The organism is Pseudoalteromonas sp. MEBiC 03607 (assembly GCF_004792295.1).
GTDB classification, from domain to species: domain Bacteria; phylum Pseudomonadota; class Gammaproteobacteria; order Enterobacterales; family Alteromonadaceae; genus Pseudoalteromonas; species Pseudoalteromonas lipolytica_C.
On the sequence record NZ_SRRY01000001.1, the window covers coordinates 283,541 to 306,046 of the forward strand.

Sequence of the window (22,506 nt, forward strand, 5' to 3'; positions counted from 1 at the left end):
CTAGTTGCTAGTTGCTAGTTGCTAGTTGCTAGTTGCTGAACATTATTAAAAGCGCGGCATTTGATGCCGCGCTTTTTTTGTTAACAAAAAAGCAGCCATTTCGGGCTGCTTTAAACTTATAGCTTAAGGCTTTTAAAACGGTAAATAAATCTGTGCACTGAGGCCACCTTCAGGGCGATTAAGCAGCTGTACTCGGCCGCCATGCATATCGACAATACGTTTAATTATCGCAAGACCTAAGCCACTGCCTTCGCTCCCACGAGCGGCATCACCTTGTTTAAACGGTTCAAATACAGTTTCAAGTTCGCTTTCAGGGATCCCCGGGCCGTGATCATTCACCACCACCATGGCAAACTTTTTATTACTGCTCACGCGGGTTTCAACTTCAATATCACCGTCTGAATAGCGAATTGCATTTTCAATCATATTGGTTACAACACGTTTTATTGCCACAGTGCTTACTGGCACTTCGCCTAAGCTAGGGTTTTCTTTAAAGGTAATAGTGCGATGATGCTTTTGCTCAGCTTCAACGACTTCTGAAACAATCGCATTTAAGTCTTCAAGTTCGAGTTCTTCGCGTTTGTGATGGCGTAAATATTCAATGAATTGATCGATAATAGCGTTCATATCTTCAATATCATGAATGATCCCTTCACGCAGATAATCTTCATCGTCCGACATCATTTCAGTCGCTAAACGAATCCGCGTAAGCGGGGTACGTAGGTCATGTGAAACACCTGCCATTAATAATCGGCGATCATTCTCAAGGGCAGCAATACCTCGCGACATTTGGTTAAACGCTCGGGTTACTTCAATCACTTCTGTAGAGCCCTGCTCTTCTAGTTTGGTAGAAAAGTCACCTACCCCTACTTTAACGGCGGCTTGTTGCAGTGCTTTTAAAGGTCTATTTAGATGACGGGCAAACAACCAACCACCGAGTACACTTAAAAAGCCAATACTCGATAAATAAAAGGTTAAGAACTTTAGGTTGTTTTCTTGCAATCCGGTGAGCGGCACACGTACCCAATAACCTGGCGCTTGCGGAGCTTCAACCCAATACACAAGCGGATCGGTTTGGCTAATACGTACCCGCGCAGAGCCATTAAGCTCTTTCGACATGCTGCGCGATAGCATAGAGTACTCGCGAGTTTCAGCCAACCCTTCACGCATAGCTTGGCGCTGCGTCATGACTTCAATGCCGGTGATCTCAAAAAACTTGTCAGAGGCTTCTTTGCTTACCTCCACTCCCTCTTCCCATTCAATAAACACGGTTTTCACCTGTTTTGAGAGAATAAGGTTTACTTGTTCTATCGTTGGTTTAACAACATAAAAACTGACTGTGATATAAGAGACTATTTGATTGATTAACAGCAGGGCCGCAACCAAAAATACCGTTTGTCCAAACGCACTACGTGGAAACATGCCCATTATTGTTATTTTTCACCATCTGGCACAAATACGTAGCCTAAGCCCCATACTGTTTGTATATAACGAGGATTAGCCGCATCAACTTCAATCATACGACGTAAGCGCGATACCTGAACATCGATACTGCGCTCAAGTGCACTGTAATCACGGCCACGTGCTAAGTTCATTAGCTTATCGCGACTAAGCGGTTCACGAGGATGTGTTACCAAGGCTTTCAATACAGCAAACTCCCCACTGGTTAACGACATTGTTTTGTCACCATGACTCATTTCGCGGGTCGCAAGGTTAAGAGTAAACTCACCAAAACTAATTTCGTTTTCTTCGGCAGCAGGGGCGCCTGGCACTTCTTTAGCACGACGACGTAAAATTGCTTTGATACGCGCGAGTAACTCACGTGGATTGAATGGTTTAGGAATATAATCATCTGCACCGAGCTCTAAACCAATGATGCGGTCTACTTCATCACCTTTTGCTGTGAGCATTACAATAGGAATGTCATTTTCTTTTTGACGTAAACGACGGCAAATTGAAAGACCATCTTCACCCGGTAACATTAAATCTAATACAATCAAGTGGAAGTTTTCGCGCTCTAGTAAGCGATCCATTTGCTCTGAATTTGCTGCTGTACGAACAATAAAACCTTGTTCTACAAGGTAACGCTCTAGCAAACTGCGTAAGCGCATATCATCATCAACAACCAATACTTTTGTCGTTTCGTGTCCCATAACTTTCATTCTTTTTGTAATATGTTACTTATTAATATAAATGAAAAAGTTAAGAATAAAAAACGAATTACGCGCTTAGATTGTTACTGAACATTTCAAAATCCTGCTCGACAAAGGGTATACTTTGCGGCTGGTTTTCTTTTTAGGCTGAATAAAATGGCAAAGACAAATTTAATAACCCGAGAAGGGTATCAGCAATTACAACAAGAACATGATTATTTATGGCATGAAAAACGCCCCGAAATTACCAAAATAGTGACTTGGGCAGCAAGTTTGGGCGACCGCTCTGAAAATGCCGATTATCAATTTAATAAACGTGTTTTACGACAAATCGATCGCAGAGTTCGTTATTTGCGCAAGCGTATGCCTGACCTTAAAATTGTTGACTACAACCCTCAACAAGCTGGCAAAGTATTTTTTGGTGCTTGGGTCGAAATTGAAAACGAACAAGGCGAGACAAAACGCTTTCGTATTGTTGGTCCTGATGAAATTTACGAGCGTAAAGACTACATATCTATCGATGCACCAATGGCTCGGGCACTGCTTGGCAAACAGGTCGATGATGACTTTACGGTAAACACGCCTGAAGGTACAAAAGAGTGGTTCATCAATGAGATAACCTATCCTGATGCAAAATAATTTTTCCCAGAAAATTCAGAAAGCGTTAATTAATGATTGTTTAGTCTAAAAATGTGATCTATAACTAAAGATACTCAAGATAAATCATTACTTGAGTTTTAGAAGGTAGTAATTATGTCAAACGCAATGCAACGCATAATAAGTAATGCAATTGTATTCGCACTTTTAATAAGTGTGAGTTTGATATCTTATGCCAACGATATAGAAAGCCACTCAGACAGTGTTACACCAACCGCACATTTTATTGCGTGTGATAGTGCAGACCCTGCCAATCTAGATACCGACCTAGACAAACATACACCTGCGTACATCGCCAATGTAGCCCAACCACTGCCAGATGCACGTGTTGTGTTGTATGCTCAACCTTGTAACAAGGCGTCTGTTTATAGCGCACACCAGCGAGGGCCACCTGCTTTTTAATTAACTCAAATTTTTCTATTTCAGTTTTATTAAAATGTATGGTGAACAAAATGAATAAATTCAAAGAATTACGTCTTCAAGATATCTCTAATGGCGCATTATCTAATGCAGTAAATGAAGTTGAGCCAACACTAGATCTCACTTCTTCTGCACTTAAAGTACTTAATAGCTTTACTAAAAAAGACCCGCTTCGTGCCCACTATGGCACATCTATCGTTGATGCGTTAAAACAAACAAATAGTTGCTGTTCAGATTTTATTTTAGTGATTGATGGCGAAGATAAACTGCTCGGGATCACCTCTAGCGCAGATTTACAAAGCTCAAAGATTATGATTCTTGCGCAGCGTTTAAACTTACATCGTGATGAATTAACACTACACGATGTAATGACACCACTTAGCAATTTAGCGGGAGTAAGCTTGCAGAGCATCAGCTATGCATGTATTGGAGATGCACTGCAAACTATGGAGCATCAAGGTATGATGTTCTTATTAGTGACTAGCGCAAACCATGAAATTTGCGGTTTGATTTCTGCGCGAGAAATCGCTAAGAAACTCCATATTCCGGTCAATATCAATCCAATAGCTAACAGCTTCAGTGAAGTCATGCAGCAGATTGACCACCCACACTAACGCCTAAAATCAGCGTTGTGTAAAACTATTTTTGCGGGCCTTAAAAGCAGTGCTTTTAAGGCCTTCTTATTGTGATATTATTCAGGCAATTAATCTTCAGTTTTACTGATTTTCTATTTCTAAAAAGGTTTATGCATGAGCAATATCTCTGCACGCTTAGCGACCGAGCTAAATGCCCAGCAAACACAAGTTGTTGCTGCAATCAAATTACTTGATGAAGGTGCCACAGTCCCTTTTATCGCCCGTTATCGTAAAGAAGTAACTGGTGGTCTAGACGACACACAATTACGTTTACTTGAACAACGTTTATCTTATTTACGCGAATTAGAAGAACGCCGCAGTTTTATTCTTGCCACCATTGAAGAACAAGGCAAATTAACAGCAGAGCTAAATGCTGATATTAATAACGCTGACAGTAAAACTGAGCTTGAAGATTTATATTTACCGTTCAAGCCTAAGCGTCGCACGAAAGGTCAAATTGCTATTGAAGCCGGCATTGAGCCGCTTGCCGATGCATTATTTAATGATCCAAACCTCGATCCAGAACAACTCGCAGCTGATTACATAAATGCTGATGCAGGCTTTGCTGATAGTAAGGCTGTACTTGATGGCGCTAAATTTATTCTGATGGAACGCTTTGCAGAAGATGCTAAGTTATTGGCTAAATTCCGCAGCCACATCTCACAGCATGGTCAAATTGAAAGCACAATTATAGCAGGCCAAGAAAATAATGGCGCTAAGTACCGCGACTACTTTGAGCATCAAGAGCCACTTAAGAAAGTACCATCACACCGTGCACTTGCTATGCTTCGTGCTCGCAATGAGGGGGTTTTACAACTCAGTATCAACCCTGAACCAAGCGCAGAAAACCCAGCCCAAGTGTGCGCACAGATGATTGCCGATCATTATCGCTTAGATGTAAGCAACTCTGCTGCAAGTAGCTGGCTGATGAGTGTGGTGCAATGGGCGTGGAAGATTAAATTAAGCCTTCACCTTGAGAATGAGTTTTTAGGCGCAATGCGTGAAAAAGCTGAAACTGGCGCAATTGACGTTTTTGCGAAAAACTTAAAAGATTTATTAATGGCTGCACCTGCAGGCCCGCGTACTACTCTAGGTCTTGATCCTGGTTTACGTACAGGTTGTAAAATTGCCGTTGTAGACAGCACAGGTAAGCTTTTAACCACGCAAACCATTTTCCCTCATGCACCCCAAAACCACTGGGAAAAATCATTACGTACCTTAGAGCAGTTATGTCGCCAGCACAAAGTTGAGCTAATCGCCATCGGTAATGGAACAGCTTCACGTGAATCAGATAAGTTAGTTGCTGAACTTATCAAAGCGAACAGTGAACTTAAACTAAATAAAATCATGGTCAGTGAAGCAGGTGCATCTGTTTATTCAGCGTCTGAATTTGCTGCCAACGAGTTCCCTAACCTTGATGTTTCACTGCGTGGTGCGGTGTCAATTGCGCGTCGCTTACAAGACCCTCTTGCTGAGCTGGTAAAAATTGAGCCTAAATCAATCGGTGTGGGCCAATACCAACACGACGTATCACAAAGCCAGCTAGGACAAACGCTAACATCCGTTGTAGAGGACTGTGTAAACTCAGTAGGTGTAGATTTAAATATGGCCTCGGTGCCACTACTTACTCGCGTATCGGGCTTAAATATAACGTTAGCACAAAATATTGTTAGCTACCGTGATGCGAATGGTTCATTTAGCAAACGCTCTGAACTGAAAAAAGTAGAGCGTTTAGGGCCAAAAGCCTTTGAACAAGCGGCTGGTTTCTTACGTATCACTAATGGTACAGATCCTCTTGATAAGTCATCTGTTCACCCTGAAGCTTACCCGGTTGTTAAACGCATCTGCGAAAAGAACAACCTCGATGTAAATAGCTTAATTGGTAACTCTGATATCTTAAATAAACTGGTTGCTAACGACTACACAGACGAAAAGTTTGGTTTACCAACAGTTACCGATATTATTAAAGAGCTTGATAAACCGGGTCGTGACCCGCGTCCTGAGTTTAAAACAGCTGAATTTAAAGCCGGTGTTGAAACCATTAACGACCTAAAACCGGGTATGATCCTAGAAGGTGTAGTGTCGAATGTTGCGAACTTCGGTGCCTTTGTTGATGTGGGTGTTCACCAAGACGGTTTAGTGCATATTTCTGCTATTACCAACAAGTTCATCTCTGATCCACGCGAAGTAGTTAAAGCTGGCGATATTGTTAAAGTAAAAGTACTTGAAGTAGATGCAGCACGCAAACGTATCAGCTTTACTATGCGTTTAGACGATGATGTTGATACTAGTAATAAAGCAGCACCAGCTAGCAAACCTAAGCCAGCTGCGAAAGCGAAAAGTGCAGCACCTAAACAAAAACGTGATTTTGGTAATGCAGCAATGGGTAATGCCTTTGCTGATGCATTTGCCAATGCAAAAGTGAAAAAATAATACCCTATAGGTGTAAATCGATAATAAAAAACCGCGTGAGTTTAACTTACGCGGTTTTTTAATTTAAGAAGCTTAAATAAAAGCAGAGAACTGATTTTGATTAGTGGGCGAGGTAGCTGCTTGATAAAAATTAGCAATACGTGCGGCACGCTCATCTACTTCAACATCACGCTTTGCTGTTTTTGTTTCACTGCTTTGAGTTGCGCTATCTTCGGCATACTCACTGTTTATTTTGAAGGTCGATTTGCCTGAGTCAGCATCGCCATCAGCTGATTGGCTGGCAAGCTCAGCCTGCGCTGCCATAAGCTTTTGTGTGGCATCTGCAGCAATTGAGCGATCAGCACTTGAAGGCTCTTGTGGCGCAAGTGCCGCTGCACGCACCGTCTGCATTTTTTCGATTGTGGCTTGTGGGTCACCTTTTATTTCAGCAACATCAATTTGCACCTCGCCGCCAACAGCATAGTTTGTACCATCGGGGCCACGTTGATACTCATAGCTAGGAGAGCCCGCATACTGCCCCCCTACTGTGGCATGCGCTTGCTCATGAATACGCACTTCGGTATCACGCGCTTTTAATTCTTTTATTTGTTCAGCGTCTTGTTGCTCTTGCTCAGCAACCTTTTGCTCTTTTTTCTGTTCTTGTTTAGCGTCTTGTTCTGATTGCTCTGGATCGCCTTGTTCACTGCCTTGTTGACGCTCCTCAATCACTTTATCTTCTGATAAACGACCTTTGGCATCATAAGTACCAGCCTCAGAACCCGGTTGCTTGGTTTTATCACCATCACTAAGCGTTTTATTTTCGGCATTACTTGGTTTAGTAGCAGCAGGTGGAGGGATTACTTCACGTAACTGATTATCACGGCGAGCACTTTCGGTGTGCACATTCGCCGTGTTGATATTAATCGAGGGAAACGGAGTAACGATATTCATAAGTGCTAAACTTTGATATCAATTAACGTACCCAGCACTTCATCAGCAGTTTGAATGGTGTTGATGTTTGCTTTTGCATTAAATTCTTCAACTTTCAAATTAACAAGCGACTCATCGATTGGGGCAGGTTGTGAAACTGGCGGAGTTACAGCTTCATTTGGAGTTGCCGCTTGTAATTGACGTTGTTGAGCTAGTTGGGCATCATCTTGCTGATCAATTGAGGCACGGCTAATCTCAGCGCTCGCCTTTTCGATACCTTGGCTTGCACGGTTATAACCTTCTACCGCATTATTAAAAACAGAACTGATTGGCATAACACCCTCCAACAGTGAGATTCACTTGTTAAGTATCGCTCATAAAACGAGCAAAATAAAGCTAAATCCCGCTATTTTTGTGGCCTACGGCCGAGTTTAAATTAACACATTGATTTCAGTGCTGTTATAAATGCTTTTTTATGGGAGATAAACGGGGCATGCGATGCTTTATCTAATACTTCATACTCAAACTCAGGCTGTAAAGCATGCATTTTTTCAATTGCTCGATAAGGAACCAGTGAATCTAAGCGACCAAAAATGCCACATACTGGCACACTTAGCTCAGCAAACAGTGAGCGTAAATCGTCATGCTGCAAAATTTCTAAACCTGCGCTTAAAGCCTGCTCTTGTGGTGCTGGATACTGATTTAATAAAGTTTTTAGTTGTTTAATATCGTCACGGGCCGATTCACTGCCCATCGCCTGGATTGCTAAAAATCGCTCAATGGTTTTTTCGCGGTGACTAACAAGTTGCTCTTTGAAGGTATTTAATACATTCGGTTTAATACCTGGCCAGTCATTCTGCTCGGCAAAGAAAGGCGTTGATGCAACAAGCACAACTTTAGCCACCTTTTCTGGCCAATGAGCTGCAATGTACAAAGCAAATAATCCACCTAATGACCATCCAACGAGTAATGACCCTTCATTCAATTGCTCACTAAGTTGCTCAGCAGCGGCATGCAAGGTGTAAGGGGCTGGGCAGTTTTGTGCATTACCAAATCCCGGTAAATCCAAGCAACGAACCTCACCATCATGGAAAAATTCCAGTTCAGGCATTATTACTTGCCACACGCCTTGGTTCATTCCCCAACCATGTAGTAACACCATATCATTTTGCATATTTCATCATTCCAGACCACACTTAGCGCTCATGATAGCGTTTAAAGGAATGAATGCAATGTCTCGTTTAACCCATGCTTTAAAACTAGGTTTAGACACGTTACTTCCAAACTTTTGTATTGGCTGTAACAGCCATATTAATCCTAACCATGCTTTATGCAGTTATTGTTTGCAAGATCTAAGCTTATTTGATTTAGAACGCCACCCAAACCTGTTACACAGACCTGATGTCTGTGATGCTTTTCCTGACTGTCAGTTTGACCACTTAATTGCCTGCGCTTGGTACCAAGTGCCCTTAAATCAATGGTTAAAGCAGTTAAAATTTAATGACCAACAGTATTATAAGATTGCTCTACAACAAATCATTAGCCAGCAACTTGCAGTTGCTCGCAAAGTAAATATCCACTGGCCAGACGCTTTTATTATAATGCCCTTACATAAACAGCGATTTTTAACCCGTGGCTTCAACCAAGTCAGTCAAACATGGTTGCCTGTACTACAAACACAAAATGAGCCTATTATTTCGCCTCTTCAAAAGCTAAAAGCTACAAAAGCACAATCAAAGCTCAGTAAAACGAACAGAATTAAAAACTTAAAGGGTGCGTTTATTTGCCAGCAGGATTTGTCTGCAAAAACCGTGGCAATCATTGATGATGTGATGACCTCTGGCGCAACTTTAAATGCAGCGACTGAGGTCATTAAAGAAGCCGGAGCTAAACAGGTGTGGGCTATGCTTACCTGCTTAACTCCGTTAGGTGCACATTAAAGGTGATTAGTCAGCTGAGGCATAGAATGCGTTACCAAAAAATAATGCATTGCTCAGTAAGCGACTAGTGCCGTACCAGTAACCACGAAACACTGGGTTATCAGTCATACCAATGACACTACCCTTACCGTATGAGTGTGCAATCAGTCCTGCTGCACCCGCTACTTGCTCCACGTTTACGTCATCAGTAAAGCCAGCTAAAAGCGGCTTGTCTGTGTAAGTAAGTACGTTAACAAAAGGTGCGTCTGATTTCTCAAGTAACCAAGTGCTATTCTTAAACACTGGCAATGTATTGCGATTTAGCGAATACGTCAGAGGGTGAGATAAGTCCACTGAAGTATTAAAAATTGCACCCGCAATACGCTGACGACCAGCGAGGTCATCTTTATCAGCATAGGTAAGCCCTGTTGTATCAAAGGCGCTGGCTACATCACGACGAGATAAGTAATTAGCTTTTAATAATTGTTGATCGGCTAGGAACTTAGCTCCGCCTTTGTGTCCCCAAATAACTCCGCCTTTACGAACCCACGACTTAATTGCCACTTTCGTTGCATCATCAAGACGATTGTAATTACCGTGCGCTAGAATGATATGGCTGTAGTTTTCGAGATCAATATCATCAAGACGTTGCATTTCAACAATGCTTGGCGCTGTGCCAACGAAACGGTCTAGGTAATACCATACCTCGCCAAGCTCATACTGGCTGCTCCCTTCACCACCGACTAATAGCACTTTCGGCGCTTTCACTACCGCCATTGAACGAGAGCCCAAGTCAGCACCTTTTACCGTTAAGCCAGAACTAATTGGTGTAATTTCAATGCCAAACTCGTTTTGTGCTTGGTTTAAATAGCTAACCCAGTTGCTATCTGTTTGCAGACCTGCAGGCACAAGGATACTTCCAGGCTCAAAAGCAATCTCACCCATAGGCGTTTTTGCTGTGAGTGGGCTTAATGCCACACGCGCTTTTACACCTTGTTCGAGTAAGCTATTAAGCATTTTTGGCGCTAAATAATCATCCCATTTGAATGCATAAGCATAGCTTTGTGGTAATGCTGCATAGCTTGATTTTACAGGCTGTTGCCAAGGCTCTTTAGCAACATTTAAGCCCCAATTGCTGCTTACTTTTGCAAACTCTAGATTGAAAGCATGCGCAAGAGTCCAGCCAGATACATCATAAAACGTGTTATCGACAAAACGCTGTTGCTCACTAAAAATCGCTTTAATTAAACGAAATTGCGGCTGTGCTAATGGCACATAGTAACTTTTTTCAGAAAAGCTTTGACCATTTACTTTTAACGGCTCTTCGAGCACATACGCATTAATTTGATGCTGCTTCAATAAATCAAGGAAGTACTGCATGCGACTCGTATCAGCACCACCTTTAACAACATAACCTTTGAAGTCTTCATCGCCAGCAAGATCTATCGCTTTGTTGTAAAATTTGGCTTGATAATCAAGTAAGTCAGTACGGTTATCAATCGCCGCTTGGAACGTCGACAAGCTAGTTAATAACTGATTTTTAATCGTAAACGGAAAACTTAACGGGCCGTTGATGGTTTCTTGTAAGTGACCACGTGAGCTTGCTTGTTCAAATAAAATACCTACACCGCCATTTACGTCTGGGTAAGTTGAGCCTTTACCATAGTAAAAGTCATCAAAGCTTTCTTCAGTGAAGTAAAGCGCATTATGCTCATCAAGTGTCTTTGCATGATAATTTGCAATTGCTTTAGTCAGCGTAACGTTTTCTTCAGGCGTGATTGGGTGTTTACGAGTTGGGATCCCTGGCTGAAAAAAATACGTGCTATTCGGGCCCATTTCGTGGAAGTCAGTCAGAATATTTGGCTTCCACTGGTGAAACTGTGCGATACGTGCACGTGATTCAGGGTGTTGCAGCAATAACCAATCACGGTTTAAATCAAACAAGTAATGGTTAGTACGACTGCTTGGCCAGCTTTCAATATGCTCGCGAGTTTGTGGATCTGATGACAACTTCATACCACGGTTGCTGTTTGCCCAATTTGCAAAACGCGCTAAGCCATCGGGGTTTAATGATGGGTCGAGCAAAATAACCGTGTTATTCAGTAAGGTGTCAATTTCTGGCCCTTGTGCAGCGGCCAAGTAATAGGCAACCAATAGCGATGCATTGCTACCTGATGATTCATTGCCATGTACGCTGTAACCCATCCAAACAACCGCCGGCTGTTTGCTTGAGTCAGTAGCACCACCATTTAAACGCGCTAAATGAGCTTTACGAATAGATTCAACTTGGCCTAGCTTGTCTGGTGCAGTAATCGTTAACATCACCAGCGGACGTTGCTCATGAGTGCGACCAATTACTTTAAAGTTCATTCGGTCACTTTTTTCGGCCAGAATTTGCATATATTGCACAAGCTGATCATGTCGCACATGCCACTCACCCACCTCGTAACCTAGTACCTGCTCAGGGGTAGGAATATTTGGGTCAAATTTCACATCTTGTTCAAAGTAATAAGAAAGAGGTTTTGCTAATGCGCTAACGCTCACTAGCATAGTTAATATTGTTATTATAAAACGCATAGATAGCACCCATAATTATTTGATGTTTTAACGCTACCATTCGATAAAATAGATGCAACTTTTTACGCTCAACACTGGCGACAACACGATGAGCGGAGTATGATAGGCAGTATCCGAGTAATTTAGTCAAGTATAGTCCGTTTTATGATCTCTATTTCTGAATCTGCACAATCTCATTTTGCTAAACTTTTAGCAGACCAAGCTGAACAAACTAACATTCGTGTTTTTGTTGTAAATCCAGGTACTTCGCAGGCTGAGTGTGGTGTTTCTTACTGCCCTGAAGACGCCGTTGAAGCGACTGATATTCGTCTACCATTTAATGGTTTTGATGCCATTGTTGATGCTGAAAGTGCCCCTTTCTTGGAAGAAGCTGAAATCGATTTTGTAACTGACAAAATGGGTACTCAGTTAACACTTAAAGCACCAAATGCAAAAGCACGTAAACTTAGCGATGATGCGTCATTACAAGAGCGTGTACAACACATGCTTGAAACTGAAGTGAACCCACAGCTCGCTAACCACGGCGGCCAAGTTAGCCTAGTAGAAATTACTGCTGATGGCATTGCAGTACTGCAATTTGGCGGTGGCTGTAACGGTTGTTCAATGATTGATGTCACGCTAAAAGAAGGCATCGAAAAAGAAATGATTGCCAAGTTTGATGAAATCAATGGTGTAAGAGACATCACTGATCACCAATCTGGTGAGCATTCTTACTACTAACCGGTCTCTAAAGCATGCTTAAAAAGTGGGTATTTCGCTTAGGTAGCGACCCCAAGTTAAGCTTAAAACGCTTTCTTCGCGGCCTAGCACTCTTTGTGCTAGCCGTGATTTTTATTGCCATAGGCTACTATGGACCCGCATTTTTTCAATTAATCGGCTTAGTCGTATTAGCAATAGCTTTATTCTTTGCTGGTTGGGGTTACCTAGGCATTTTTGCCAACCGGTTTGCGCAAGTTTTAGAACGCTCATCCCCAAAAGATCATGACCCCAATTTGTGGAAATAATTTACTCTAATAATTGCTGGTTGTTGACAATTTTACGGTAGCGAAACCAAAGAGTTAATCCGCGCATTAGCATGAAGCTGGTCATCGCAAACCATAAACCATGATTTTGCCAGCTACTCACTAACCAAAACAGCCCGAAAAAGCCCACTACAGCACTAAATAGCATAGTGTTACGCATGTCTTTGGCACGGGTTAACCCTACAAATACGCCATCAAATAAGAAACACCCCATCGCCGCAATAGGCAATATAATTACCCAAGGCAAGTAATCTGTTGCCATTTCAATAACTTCTGGAACATCGGTAAGTAAGCGAATAATAGCCTCGCCAAATAGTAAAAATATAAGGCTATAAAACAGCGCAAATAACCCGCCCCAAAATAAGCTCAAGTTAACCCATAATTGAATCTGCTTAGCGCTGTGCTCACCTTTAGCCTTGCCGACCTTTGCCTCACTCGCATAAGCAATACCATCTAGTGCAAAGCTCACCAACATTAAAAAGTTTAGCAATACGGCATTAGCCGCTAAGGTTGTTTCGCCGATCCGTGCGCCATAAAAAGTCATAAAGCTAAAACATAGCTGGAGTGCTAATGAGCGAATAAAAATATCGCGATTTAAGCTTACTAAATCAAGTAACTTAGCAACACTTAACCAGTCTTTCACAGCAAGGTTAACACCTTGTTTTTTAGCTAGTTGTGCAACTAACATAAGTGCAAAAGCAAGTGCAATATAATCAGCAATTAAAGATGCCCACGCAGCTCCTGCAACGCCCCAATCAAGAAACACTACAAAATAAATATCAAGCACGATATTGGTTATGTTGGTAATAAGTAATAAATAAAATGGCCCCCGGCCATAATGCACTCCTAACATCCAACCAAGTAACACCAAATTACATAAGGCGGCAGGTGCACTAAAAATACGAATCGAAAAATAGCTATTTGCTTGTTCTAAAACAGCTTCATTGGCATTTGATAAATATGCCATTAAGGATTGAATAGGTATACTCAGCGCTATTAATAGCAGCGCAACCGCTGTTGCTAGTAGCAAGCTGCGCTTTAATAGCTCAGCAAGTAAGCTGTGATCGTGTTTTCCATAGGCCTGTGCAACCAAACCTGTGGTACTCATGCGTAAAAAACCTGCTAGCCAAAATAATAACGAGATAACTGCTGAACCGAGTGCTATACCAGCCAAATAGTGAGCGCTTCCTAGATGACCGATTACAGCAGTATCAACTAAACCTAACATTGGCACGGTAATATTTGATAAAATCATCGGACCGGCTAATAACAGTAAACTTTTATGGTGTGCCTTATGACGTTTAAGAAAATGTTTCATGTAGTATTTGCAGTCCTGTTAGGTTTATCTTTGCGTGCCCATGGCGCAGTCATTCTACAGTATCATCACGTCAGTGAAAGCCTTCCTGCGGTAACCAGTGTCAGCAGCGAAACATTCACTGAACACATGCAATATTTAAAAGACAATAACTTCAAAGTTATTCCATTAAATGACCTCATCACCTCGTTACAAGCGGGACACCCTTTAACAGATAAAACTGTCGCGATTACCTTCGATGATGGCTATAAAAACAATTACGAAGAAGCTGCTCCTATCTTAGAAAAGTTTGGCTATCCGTATACTATTTTCGTAAATCCTGAACTTATTGATGAAGGCAAAAGCTATGTGATGACGTGGCAACAGCTAAAAGAGCTATCAAGTAAAGGCGCCTTAATTAGCAACCACACGCAAACTCATAATTACTTGCATCGCAAACAGCCAGACGAAACTGAGCAAGCATGGCTTGCGCGTACTAAGAACGACATTCTATCTGCCCAGCAGCGCATAAAAGAAGAAATTGGTCATGATTATAAATACCTTGCTTACCCTTATGGCGAGTTTAATAATTCATTACAGCAGTTAGTTAAATCACTCGGGTTTGTTGGTATAGGTCAGCATTCGGGTGCTGTAGGGATCCATTCTGACTTTACTCGATTACCACGTTTTCCGGCATCAGGCTTTTATTCAAAGCTTGATACGCTTGCCACTAAACTCGACTCGCAAGCATTCACTATCAAACAGCTTACCTACTCAGATAGTGTGACAGACGAAAACCCACCTAGTTTAACGATGCAATTTGATATGCAAGATTTTCATAAAAGTCAGTTTGCTTGTTATGTTTCAGGTATTGGCCAAGCAGATTTAGCTTGGCTTAGCAAAGATACGGTGAAGATCACCTCACCTGAAAAACTGAAAAAAGGTCGCTCTCGCTTTAACTGCACAGCCCCTTCAATCGCGAAAAAAGGCAGCTATTATTGGTTCTCACAACCTTGGGTTATCACGCAGTAATAGCCTGTTTCAGCATTTGTGCCGTCACTTTATCAAGGCGCACAACTTCATGAGCCGCATTGAGCTCCACTGCGGCTTTTGGCATTCCCCACACCACTGACGACAATTCATCTTGTGCAATTGTATAAGCACCCGCTTGTTTTAACGCCAGTAAGCCTTGAGCGCCATCACTTCCCATACCGGTTAGCAATGCTGCAACAGTTACTTTAGGGCAAGCTATAACAAGTGAATTAAACAACACATCGACAGCTGGACGATGGCGATTTACCAGCTCATTAGCATCGAGTTGGCAATATAGAGCGCTGCCTTTTTTAACAACACTTAAATGCTGATCGCCCGGTGCAATATAAGCCCAACCCGGCTTTAATTTATCACCCTGTTCAGCTTCTTTGACGTTAATTTTACACGTTCGATCCATACGCATCGCAAATGAGGTACTAAATACCGGCGGAATATGCTGAGTGATCACTATGGGTGGGCAATTTTCTGGCATACGAACCAGCACTTCTTTAATTGCTTCGGTTCCCCCTGTTGAAGCGCCAATAGCCAAAACAGCATTCTGTTTAAACTGCAAAGAAGTTAAAGATTTATCATCTTCCACCTTTTGCGCTTTAAAGGTACGTACTCTGGCCGAAGCCGCTGTGCGTACTTTTTGTTGTAATAAGTGAGCGTAGCGTTGAATATTTTCTGATACATTTGCAGTTGGTTTTGCAATAAAGTCGACCGCACCAATCTCTAGTGCTTCAAGTGTGATTGGCGAGCCTTTTTGAGTTAGGGTAGAGATCATCACAACAGGCATAGGACGTAGGCGCATTAAGTTTTTTAAAAAACTCAACCCATCCATTTTTGGCATTTCTATATCAAGTGTTAATACATCAGGATTTAGCCGTTTAATAGAATCTCGTGCCTGATAAGGATCTTCTGCAACACCAACAACCTGAATATCATCGGCTTGTTCCAGTACTTCCTTGAGCAAACCACGGATCAAAGCAGAATCATCAACAATGAGTACTTTGATCATATGCGCTCCTAAAATAATTCAATATTCGTTTCAGCATCTTGATGCTCAATATCGTGTAAGTATTTAATTTCACGTTTTTCAAGCTTATCAGAATGTAATTCACGCATTTTTTTCACCTGCGCTGAACCTGTTTGTGGATTAAATAATACTTTTCGAGGCCAAGGGCCCCCCACATCATGAGATACTAAATCTAATCCTTCCTCAAGTATATAGGCATTTGCAAAACGAATATTGCCTACTCCTATGTCTGTCATTGAGCGAATAATTTTACCGCCACCGAACAGTTTGACTTTTAAATTACGTTTTGAAGCACCATTTTTCAAGATTTCATTGATCAGATACTCCATTGCCCAGTTACCATAGCGACAATTTAAGCTATGTGCATTCGCTGGGTCGACCCCTTTTTCCATTGGCAACATAAAGTGATTCATGCCACCTATGCCGAGTCCTTCATCATAAATACATGCGGCAATACATGAACCAAGCACCGTGGTAATCAGTTCATCTGTTTTTGATACATAAAACTCGCCAGGCAAAACCTTTGCGACCACTTTTTGTCTCTGGTTATCCCAAAATCGTTTAACATGCTCGAAACCAGGTAACACAGGTTTAAAATGATTGCTCATAGACCACCTTTTAGATAAATCGTCTGGCCTAAATTCTTAAACTCTTTGTGATCCTTACCCAGTGTTTCCGAATGCCCCAGGAATAAATGGCCTGAGTCGGTCAGTAGGTCATAGTAACGCTTGAACAGCGTATCTTTTGTTGGTTTATCAAAATAGATAACCACGTTTCGGCAAAAAATAACATCAAATGGCCCCTTCATTGGCCAACCTTGAAGTAAATTTAACCTTTTGAAAAATATGTTTTTTTGTAGCTCTGGCTTAACTTTGTATAACTGCCCATCATGACTTTTTAAAAACCAGCGCTTTAGTTGAGCTTTCTCTAAACCATTAACATTCGACGCTGTGTATGTTCCCGCTTGAGCTTTGGCTAATACGTTCGAGTCAAGATCAGTGGCTAGTATTTTCACATCCCAATCAGAAGGAAACAAACCACTTAATGTCATTGCAATAGTGTATGGCTCTTCCCCCGTTGAGCACCCAGCAGACCAAACACGTACACGTTTATGCTTAGCATTACTCACAAGTAGTTTTGGAACAATGGTGTTTTTTAAATAGTTAAAGTGGTGGGGCTCACGAAAAAAAGACGTTAGATTAGTGGTTATCGCATTAATAAACTCGCTAAACTCTCGTTCTTTATTTTCTTCAAGAAAGTCTAAATATTCTTTAAAGCTTTTTAGTTTATGATGTCGGATTCGTCTTGCTAAGCGCGAGTAAACCATCTCGCGCTTATGCTCGGCCAAAACAATGCCACAAGCATCATAAACTTGCGACGAAATAGCTTTAAAGTCACTATCTGTTAATAAAAACTCTTTCATGTTTTTGACCCTGCAGCCTAGACATTAGATACACTACATAACCTAGTTTTTTCTGTTAATAGGGAAGAGTATTAGAACTCTTCCCACTCATCGCTAGGGTCAACAAAGTTATTGCCTTTCGGTGCTGGACGTACAGGCGAGTTCGATTGCTTAACCGCAGGTGCTGCACTTACTCGACTCGAGACATCTACCTCTTCTTTCGATAACGAGAAGAAGTTTAATAAGCGTCGCATGTCATTTGCTTGTTCTGCCATTGATTCCCCTGCCGCAGATGCTTGCTCAACTAAGGCAGCATTTTGCTGAGTCATCTCGTCCATTTGTGTAATTGCTTTATTAACTTGCTCAATGCCAGAGCTTTGCTCTTCTGATGCTTGAGCAATATCAGAAATCATCGCAGTCACTCGTTGCACCGCTGTAACAATTTCTTGTAATGTTGAACCTGACTCATTAACGAGTAATGTACCGTCTTCAACTTTTCCAACACTGTCTCGGATCAATTCTTTAATTTCTTTTGCAGCCGCTGCAGAGCGCTGCGCTAGATTACGAACTTCACCTGCAACAACTGCGAAGCCTCGACCTTGCTCACCTGCACGTGCAGCTTCAACAGCAGCATTCAATGCGAGTAAATTTGTTTGGAAAGCGATTTCATCAATAACACTAATGATATCTGCAATTTTCTTACTTGATTCGTTAATTGCAGACATACTCACTACAGCACGGTTTACAACTTCACCGCCTTTTTGTGCTTTCGTGCGTGTTTCTTCTGCCAGTTCGTTCACTTCTTTTGCGTTATCCGCATTTTGGCGAACCGTACTGGTCATCTCTTCCATACTAGATGCTGTTTCTTCAAGTGATGAAGCTTGCTCTTCAGTTCGTTGACTTAAATCAGCATTACCTTGTGAGATTTCTTCTGCGCCACTTGCAACCAGAGTTGCTGAGGTATTAATGCGATTAATCACTTCAGTAAGCTTATCAGCCGTGGCATTTGCATCACGTTTTAGCTTCTCAAATGAACCTTGATAGTCTTGCTCGATACGTTTTGATAAGTCACCATTCGCCATGGCATCAAGCATATTGCCTGTATCTTTAACTGCATCATCAACAATGCTTACAAGGCTATTTAAACCTTGCGCTAACCGTAAGAAGAAGCCTTGTTTACCCGTCTCTTCAACACGGGCTTCTAAGTCACCTTTACCTGCAGCAGAAACAAGACCCGCAATCTCTTTTTCAATCGCGACTTCAGCCGTTCTATCTTCCCACTCAACAACAGTACCAATACGCTCATTTTCAGGAGTGAAAATAGGGTTCGCAACCAAACCAAAGGTGCGACCACCGACTTGAATTTCCGTACTGTAAGTACTGCTTAATTTAGCTAGCATGTTGCGTTGATGTGCCGGGTTTTTGTGAAATACATCAATATTTTGACCAATCAAATTATTGCTGTTGAAATTCGGCAAGTCTTTTCGTAAATCACTTTCTGCGATTTTCATCATATTAAGAACGGCCTCGTTCATATAAATGATGTTATTCCCAGAGTCTGCAATCATAGTGTTAGTAGCTACACGGTCAAGTGCGCGACGTACGCGCAAATTCTCTTCCGCTTCACGTTTTTCAGTTTCGGCTTTATTCACTCGATCAGTGATATCTTGCCATTCAACAATTGTTCCTAAACGCTTACCTGATGCACTTAACCAAGGCGTTGCAATCAGGCTAAAAATAAGACCAGCCAAACGTAACGTTGTTTTATAAGGTTCTTTTAATGATTTCAATAACTCACGTTGATGGCTTGGCTGTTTATGAAAATCGTCAACACATGTACCGATTAAGTTAGACACTGAAAAGCTTGGCAGCACTGTCTGTAAGGTCGACTCGCGTGCTTGTAGCATTTGTTTTACTTGCTCATTCACGAATATAATTTTCAGATCGTTATCGGCAATCATCACATTCGCTTGGCATACTCGTAATGCATTAGACAGATCAGCATCACGTTTCGATTGTTTTTCTAACTCTTTCTGTGCGGAGATATCGGTTGCAAATTTGATGACTTTGATGACATTGCCGTTACCATCAATAATCGGGTTATATGTGGCTTGAATCCAGATTTCTTTGCCACCTTTACCAAAACGTTTGAATTCGTCAGAAATAAATTCACCGTTTCGTAAGCGCTGCCAAAACTGCTGGTACTCAGGGCTTTTTGATTCATCATCAGCGACAAATATAGCATGATGTTGTCCCTGAATTTCTTCAAGTCGATAGCCCATTACGCTTAAAAAATTAGCATTGGCTGTGATAATCGATCCTGTCGGCTGAAATTCAATTACTGCAAGCGACTTGTTTAGTGCCGTAACAATTAAATCATTGTTCGACTCAACATTTTTAGGACTGCTAAACCAACCCATACCCTTCACCTTCTTGTTAATCTACCCAGTTAAATGTCCATTGTTTTTTGTAGGTCCAATAGCGCAACCATTTTCTCACCCACATTGACCAAACCCGCAACATATTGCGCATTATCTGAGTCTGACAAATGCGGCACCGCTTTAGCTTCATGCTCAGCAATGCTATAGACATCCGAAACAGCATCGACAACGATGCCCATAATTTTACTCGCGTTTTCTAACTTTACTTTTAAAACAATAACAACAGTCAATGGCCCATACTCAATGGCTGGAATACCAAAGCGAAGTCGCAAATCGATAATAGGCACTATGGTGCCGCGCAAATTGATTACCCCTTTAACAAAATCAGGGGAATTAGGGATTACAGTGATCTCTTCCCAACTGCGAATTTCTTGCACCGTTAAAATATCAACTCCGTACTCTTCTTCAGCCATAAAGAAAGTTAGAAACTGTTTTACATCTTGATTTTGTTCTAAATTAAGCTTGTTATGCAGGTCATCGTGCTGTGCTATCATGATGCCTCCAAATTCGCTTTTGACTCGATGATTAATTCTTGGCTGCCAGGTTTTCTCAGTCCTGACAATTTAATTAAGCCACTAATATCTACAATTAATGAAACTCGACCATCGCCCAAAATTGTTGCCCCTGAGACACCATCTACTTTTTGATAATTAGCCTCTAAACTTTTTATAACGACTTGTTGTTGCGACAATAAGTCATCAACTAACAAGCCCACTTTTTGGTTATCGCTTTCTACAACCACCAGCAAGGTCTTATCCAACGTTTCAATCGCTCCTTGGTGATTAAATATGTTGTACAACCGTAAAATAGGAATGTATTCATCACGTAAGCGCAATACGTCGAGATCTTTCCCAACTCGGCTAACTTTTGTGATATCTATTTGCAGTGACTCGATAATCGAAATCAGCGGAATAATATAAGTGTGCTCGGCAACACGTACTAATTGCCCATCGAGAATTGCCAACGTCAATGGCAAGCGAATTGTGAAGGTTGAACCAACACCTGGGGCAGATGACACTTCAACAGAGCCACTCAGTGCTTCAATATTGCGACGTACAACATCCATACCCACACCACGGCCAGACAAATCACTCACTTGATCTGCGGTGGAAAAGCCGGGTAAAAATATAAGCTCATTAACTTCATTGTCAGATAAATCATCTGCTTCTGAGATCAGACCATTTTTAATCGCTTTTTCACGTATTTTGGTAGTATTTAGGCCTTGTCCATCATCCATAATCTCAATCACAATATTACCACCTTGATGAAACGCATTAAGTGTCACTGTACCAACAGGATCCTTACCTGCCGCAACACGTTTATCTACGGTTTCTAAGCCATGATCAAGAGAGTTTCTTACGAGGTGGACCATAGGATCAGACAGCTTTTCCATCACTGTTTTATCAAGCTCGGTTTGTTCACCAAGTAATTTCAATTCAACCTGTTTATCAAGCTTTTGTGAGATATCTCGAACCAAGCGCGGAAAGCGACTAAATACAAAACTAATCGGTAACATGCGAATACGCATGACGTTTTCTTGTAAATCACGTGTGTTATGTGCCAATTGAGCCAAACCTTCTTGCAACGAGGCGATCGTTGCTTCGGTTATCTCCTGCTCACCAAGCTGGCTTAACATAGCTTGTGTGATAACTAACTCACCCACCATATTGATGAGTGAATCAACTTTGTCGATACCAACCCGTATAGACGTTGACTCTGCATTTGCAGTCGCCGTTTTTACTGGCGCCGCTTTTTTAGCATCAGTACTTGCTTTAGCAATCGGTTCAACTGTGTTGGTGTTCGTTTCCTTTGCAGGCTCACTTGCTGATGATGGCTCTACCTCAGCACCAAACAAGCCCCCACACAGTGTAATAGTGATATCGGCATCATCTTCGACCCACTCAAAGATTTCTTCAATACTGCTTTGCTCTTTGTCTGTGGTTAAGAAGAATCGCCAGGCTAAAAAGCAATCTTCTGGTGCGTAATTAGTAATATCGGGGATACCATCTTGAAAAGCATGTGTTTCAAGCTCACCAAGTTCAGCTAACTCGCTGATCATATAAAGAGGTTCATTACCCGTTTTGAATAAATGATGATGGGGTTTAAAGTCGATTTGGTAAGTATTAAAGCTGCTTTCGGCAACTGTTTCTTCGACTTGTTCCGATGCCTGACTCGCTGCACGCATACCAAGGATTTCTTCAAATTTTATTCGAAGTTCATCCGCTTCCGCTAAATCAGGTTGTTGTTCAGCTTGTAAGGCTCTGAGTAATGCACGTAAACAATCGACTGACTTTAGGAGTAAATTAACATGTTCCGCTGTTAAGTCTCGTGTACCTTCACGTATTTGATCTAACAGAGTTTCTAGGACATGAGTAAAATCTGCAACAGCACTAAAACCAAAAGTACCACTACCTCCTTTAATTGAATGCGCGGCACGGAAAATGGTATTTATAGTTTCCTGATCTTCTTCGCCGGGAACCAAGTTTAATAACTCAGCTTCCATCGCATCAAGTCCTTCAAAGCTTTCTTCGAAGAACACTTCAAAAAATTGGCTTAGATCTATACTCATGCCT

Annotated in this window: 21 protein-coding genes; 8 read left to right on the plus strand and 13 right to left on the minus strand. The window is 41.7% G+C overall.

What is annotated here, in order from left to right:
• Positions 1-132: 132 nt before the first annotated feature.
• Positions 133-1,428, minus strand: a complete 1,296-nt coding sequence (gene envZ / locus E5N72_RS01240) for a two-component system sensor histidine kinase EnvZ (protein WP_135922885.1) — start codon at positions 1,426-1,428, stop codon at positions 133-135.
• Between the two features lie 5 nt (positions 1,429-1,433).
• Positions 1,434-2,153: a two-component system response regulator OmpR gene (gene ompR / locus E5N72_RS01245; RefSeq protein WP_063702407.1), complete on the minus strand. Its 720-nt coding sequence runs from the start codon at positions 2,151-2,153 to the stop codon at positions 1,434-1,436.
• A gap of 156 nt (positions 2,154-2,309) precedes the next feature.
• Here ompR and greB point away from each other — a divergent pair, with 156 nt between their 5' ends.
• The 4 genes from greB to E5N72_RS01265 all read left to right on the plus strand — a co-directional run bounded on the left by greB (position 2,310) and on the right by E5N72_RS01265 (position 6,298).
• Positions 2,310-2,792, plus strand: a complete 483-nt coding sequence (greB, locus tag E5N72_RS01250; RefSeq protein WP_135922886.1) for a transcription elongation factor GreB — start codon at positions 2,310-2,312, stop codon at positions 2,790-2,792.
• Positions 2,793-2,906: 114 nt separating this feature from the next.
• Positions 2,907-3,212, plus strand: a complete 306-nt coding sequence (locus tag E5N72_RS01255) for a hypothetical protein (RefSeq protein WP_135922887.1) — start codon at positions 2,907-2,909, stop codon at positions 3,210-3,212.
• Between the two features lie 50 nt (positions 3,213-3,262).
• Positions 3,263-3,844 carry a hypothetical protein gene (locus tag E5N72_RS01260; protein WP_135922888.1) on the plus strand — a complete coding sequence of 194 codons (582 nt, stop codon included), beginning with the start codon at positions 3,263-3,265 and terminating at the stop codon, positions 3,842-3,844.
• Positions 3,845-3,979: 135 nt separating this feature from the next.
• Positions 3,980-6,298, plus strand: a complete 2,319-nt coding sequence (locus tag E5N72_RS01265; protein ID WP_135922889.1) for a Tex family protein — start codon at positions 3,980-3,982, stop codon at positions 6,296-6,298.
• Positions 6,299-6,370: 72 nt separating this feature from the next.
• Here E5N72_RS01265 and E5N72_RS01270 read toward each other — a convergent pair whose 3' ends face one another.
• The 3 genes from E5N72_RS01270 to bioH form a co-directional block, all read right to left on the minus strand.
• On the minus strand, positions 6,371-7,228 hold the full coding sequence (locus E5N72_RS01270; protein WP_135922890.1) for a putative metalloprotease CJM1_0395 family protein: 858 nt from the start codon (positions 7,226-7,228) through the stop codon (positions 6,371-6,373).
• 5 nt (positions 7,229-7,233) lie between these two features.
• Positions 7,234-7,542: a hypothetical protein gene (locus E5N72_RS01275; RefSeq protein WP_054554434.1), complete on the minus strand. Its 309-nt coding sequence runs from the start codon at positions 7,540-7,542 to the stop codon at positions 7,234-7,236.
• Between the two features lie 101 nt (positions 7,543-7,643).
• Complete coding sequence (gene bioH / locus E5N72_RS01280; protein WP_135922891.1) at positions 7,644-8,381, minus strand: pimeloyl-ACP methyl ester esterase BioH; 738 nt, start codon at positions 8,379-8,381, stop codon at positions 7,644-7,646.
• Between the two features lie 58 nt (positions 8,382-8,439).
• Here bioH and E5N72_RS01285 point away from each other — a divergent pair, with 58 nt between their 5' ends.
• Positions 8,440-9,147 carry a phosphoribosyltransferase family protein gene (locus tag E5N72_RS01285; protein ID WP_135922892.1) on the plus strand — a complete coding sequence of 236 codons (708 nt, stop codon included), beginning with the start codon at positions 8,440-8,442 and terminating at the stop codon, positions 9,145-9,147.
• A 6-nt stretch (positions 9,148-9,153) separates the two neighbouring features.
• Here the strand turns inward: E5N72_RS01285 and E5N72_RS01290 are convergent, their stop codons facing one another.
• Positions 9,154-11,703, minus strand: a complete 2,550-nt coding sequence (locus E5N72_RS01290) for a M14 metallopeptidase family protein (protein ID WP_135922893.1) — start codon at positions 11,701-11,703, stop codon at positions 9,154-9,156.
• Between the two features lie 144 nt (positions 11,704-11,847).
• Here E5N72_RS01290 and nfuA point away from each other — a divergent pair, with 144 nt between their 5' ends.
• Both nfuA and E5N72_RS01300 read left to right on the plus strand, forming a co-directional pair.
• A complete protein-coding gene (gene nfuA, locus E5N72_RS01295; protein ID WP_063702428.1) occupies positions 11,848-12,423 on the plus strand; it encodes a Fe-S biogenesis protein NfuA in 576 nt (191 codons plus the stop codon).
• Positions 12,424-12,437: 14 nt separating this feature from the next.
• The gene (locus tag E5N72_RS01300; protein WP_135922894.1) at positions 12,438-12,707 is read left to right on the plus strand and encodes a hypothetical protein; all 270 of its coding nucleotides are present in this window, start codon (positions 12,438-12,440) and stop codon (positions 12,705-12,707) included.
• A 1-nt stretch (position 12,708) separates the two neighbouring features.
• Here the strand turns inward: E5N72_RS01300 and dinF are convergent, their stop codons facing one another.
• Positions 12,709-14,043 carry an MATE family efflux transporter DinF gene (gene dinF / locus E5N72_RS01305; RefSeq protein WP_135922895.1) on the minus strand — a complete coding sequence of 445 codons (1,335 nt, stop codon included), beginning with the start codon at positions 14,041-14,043 and terminating at the stop codon, positions 12,709-12,711.
• On the opposite strand from dinF, the gene E5N72_RS01310 reads away from it, so the two are divergent.
• Entirely contained in the window at positions 14,020-15,051 is a 1,032-nt protein-coding gene (locus tag E5N72_RS01310) for a polysaccharide deacetylase family protein (protein WP_240704480.1), read from the plus strand. The two genes, dinF and E5N72_RS01310, sit on opposite strands and share 24 nt — an antisense overlap.
• On the opposite strand, the gene E5N72_RS01315 is transcribed toward E5N72_RS01310, so the two are convergent.
• The 6 genes from E5N72_RS01315 to E5N72_RS01340 form a co-directional block, all read right to left on the minus strand.
• A complete protein-coding gene (locus E5N72_RS01315) occupies positions 15,041-16,072 on the minus strand; it encodes a chemotaxis response regulator protein-glutamate methylesterase (RefSeq protein ID WP_135922896.1) in 1,032 nt (343 codons plus the stop codon). The two genes, E5N72_RS01310 and E5N72_RS01315, sit on opposite strands and share 11 nt — an antisense overlap.
• A gap of 8 nt (positions 16,073-16,080) precedes the next feature.
• Positions 16,081-16,698 carry a chemoreceptor glutamine deamidase CheD gene (gene cheD / locus E5N72_RS01320; RefSeq protein WP_135922897.1) on the minus strand — a complete coding sequence of 206 codons (618 nt, stop codon included), beginning with the start codon at positions 16,696-16,698 and terminating at the stop codon, positions 16,081-16,083.
• On the minus strand, positions 16,695-17,513 hold the full coding sequence (locus E5N72_RS01325) for a protein-glutamate O-methyltransferase CheR (protein WP_135922898.1): 819 nt from the start codon (positions 17,511-17,513) through the stop codon (positions 16,695-16,697). Before E5N72_RS01325 ends, cheD begins: the two co-directional genes overlap by 4 nt.
• 71 nt (positions 17,514-17,584) lie before the next feature.
• Entirely contained in the window at positions 17,585-19,912 is a 2,328-nt protein-coding gene (locus E5N72_RS01330; protein ID WP_135922899.1) for a methyl-accepting chemotaxis protein, read from the minus strand.
• 29 nt (positions 19,913-19,941) lie between these two features.
• A complete protein-coding gene (locus E5N72_RS01335; protein WP_135922900.1) occupies positions 19,942-20,427 on the minus strand; it encodes a chemotaxis protein CheW in 486 nt (161 codons plus the stop codon).
• Complete coding sequence (locus tag E5N72_RS01340; RefSeq protein WP_135922901.1) at positions 20,424-22,502, minus strand: chemotaxis protein CheA; 2,079 nt, start codon at positions 22,500-22,502, stop codon at positions 20,424-20,426. Before E5N72_RS01340 ends, E5N72_RS01335 begins: the two co-directional genes overlap by 4 nt.
• Between the last annotated feature and the right edge of the window lie 4 nt (positions 22,503-22,506).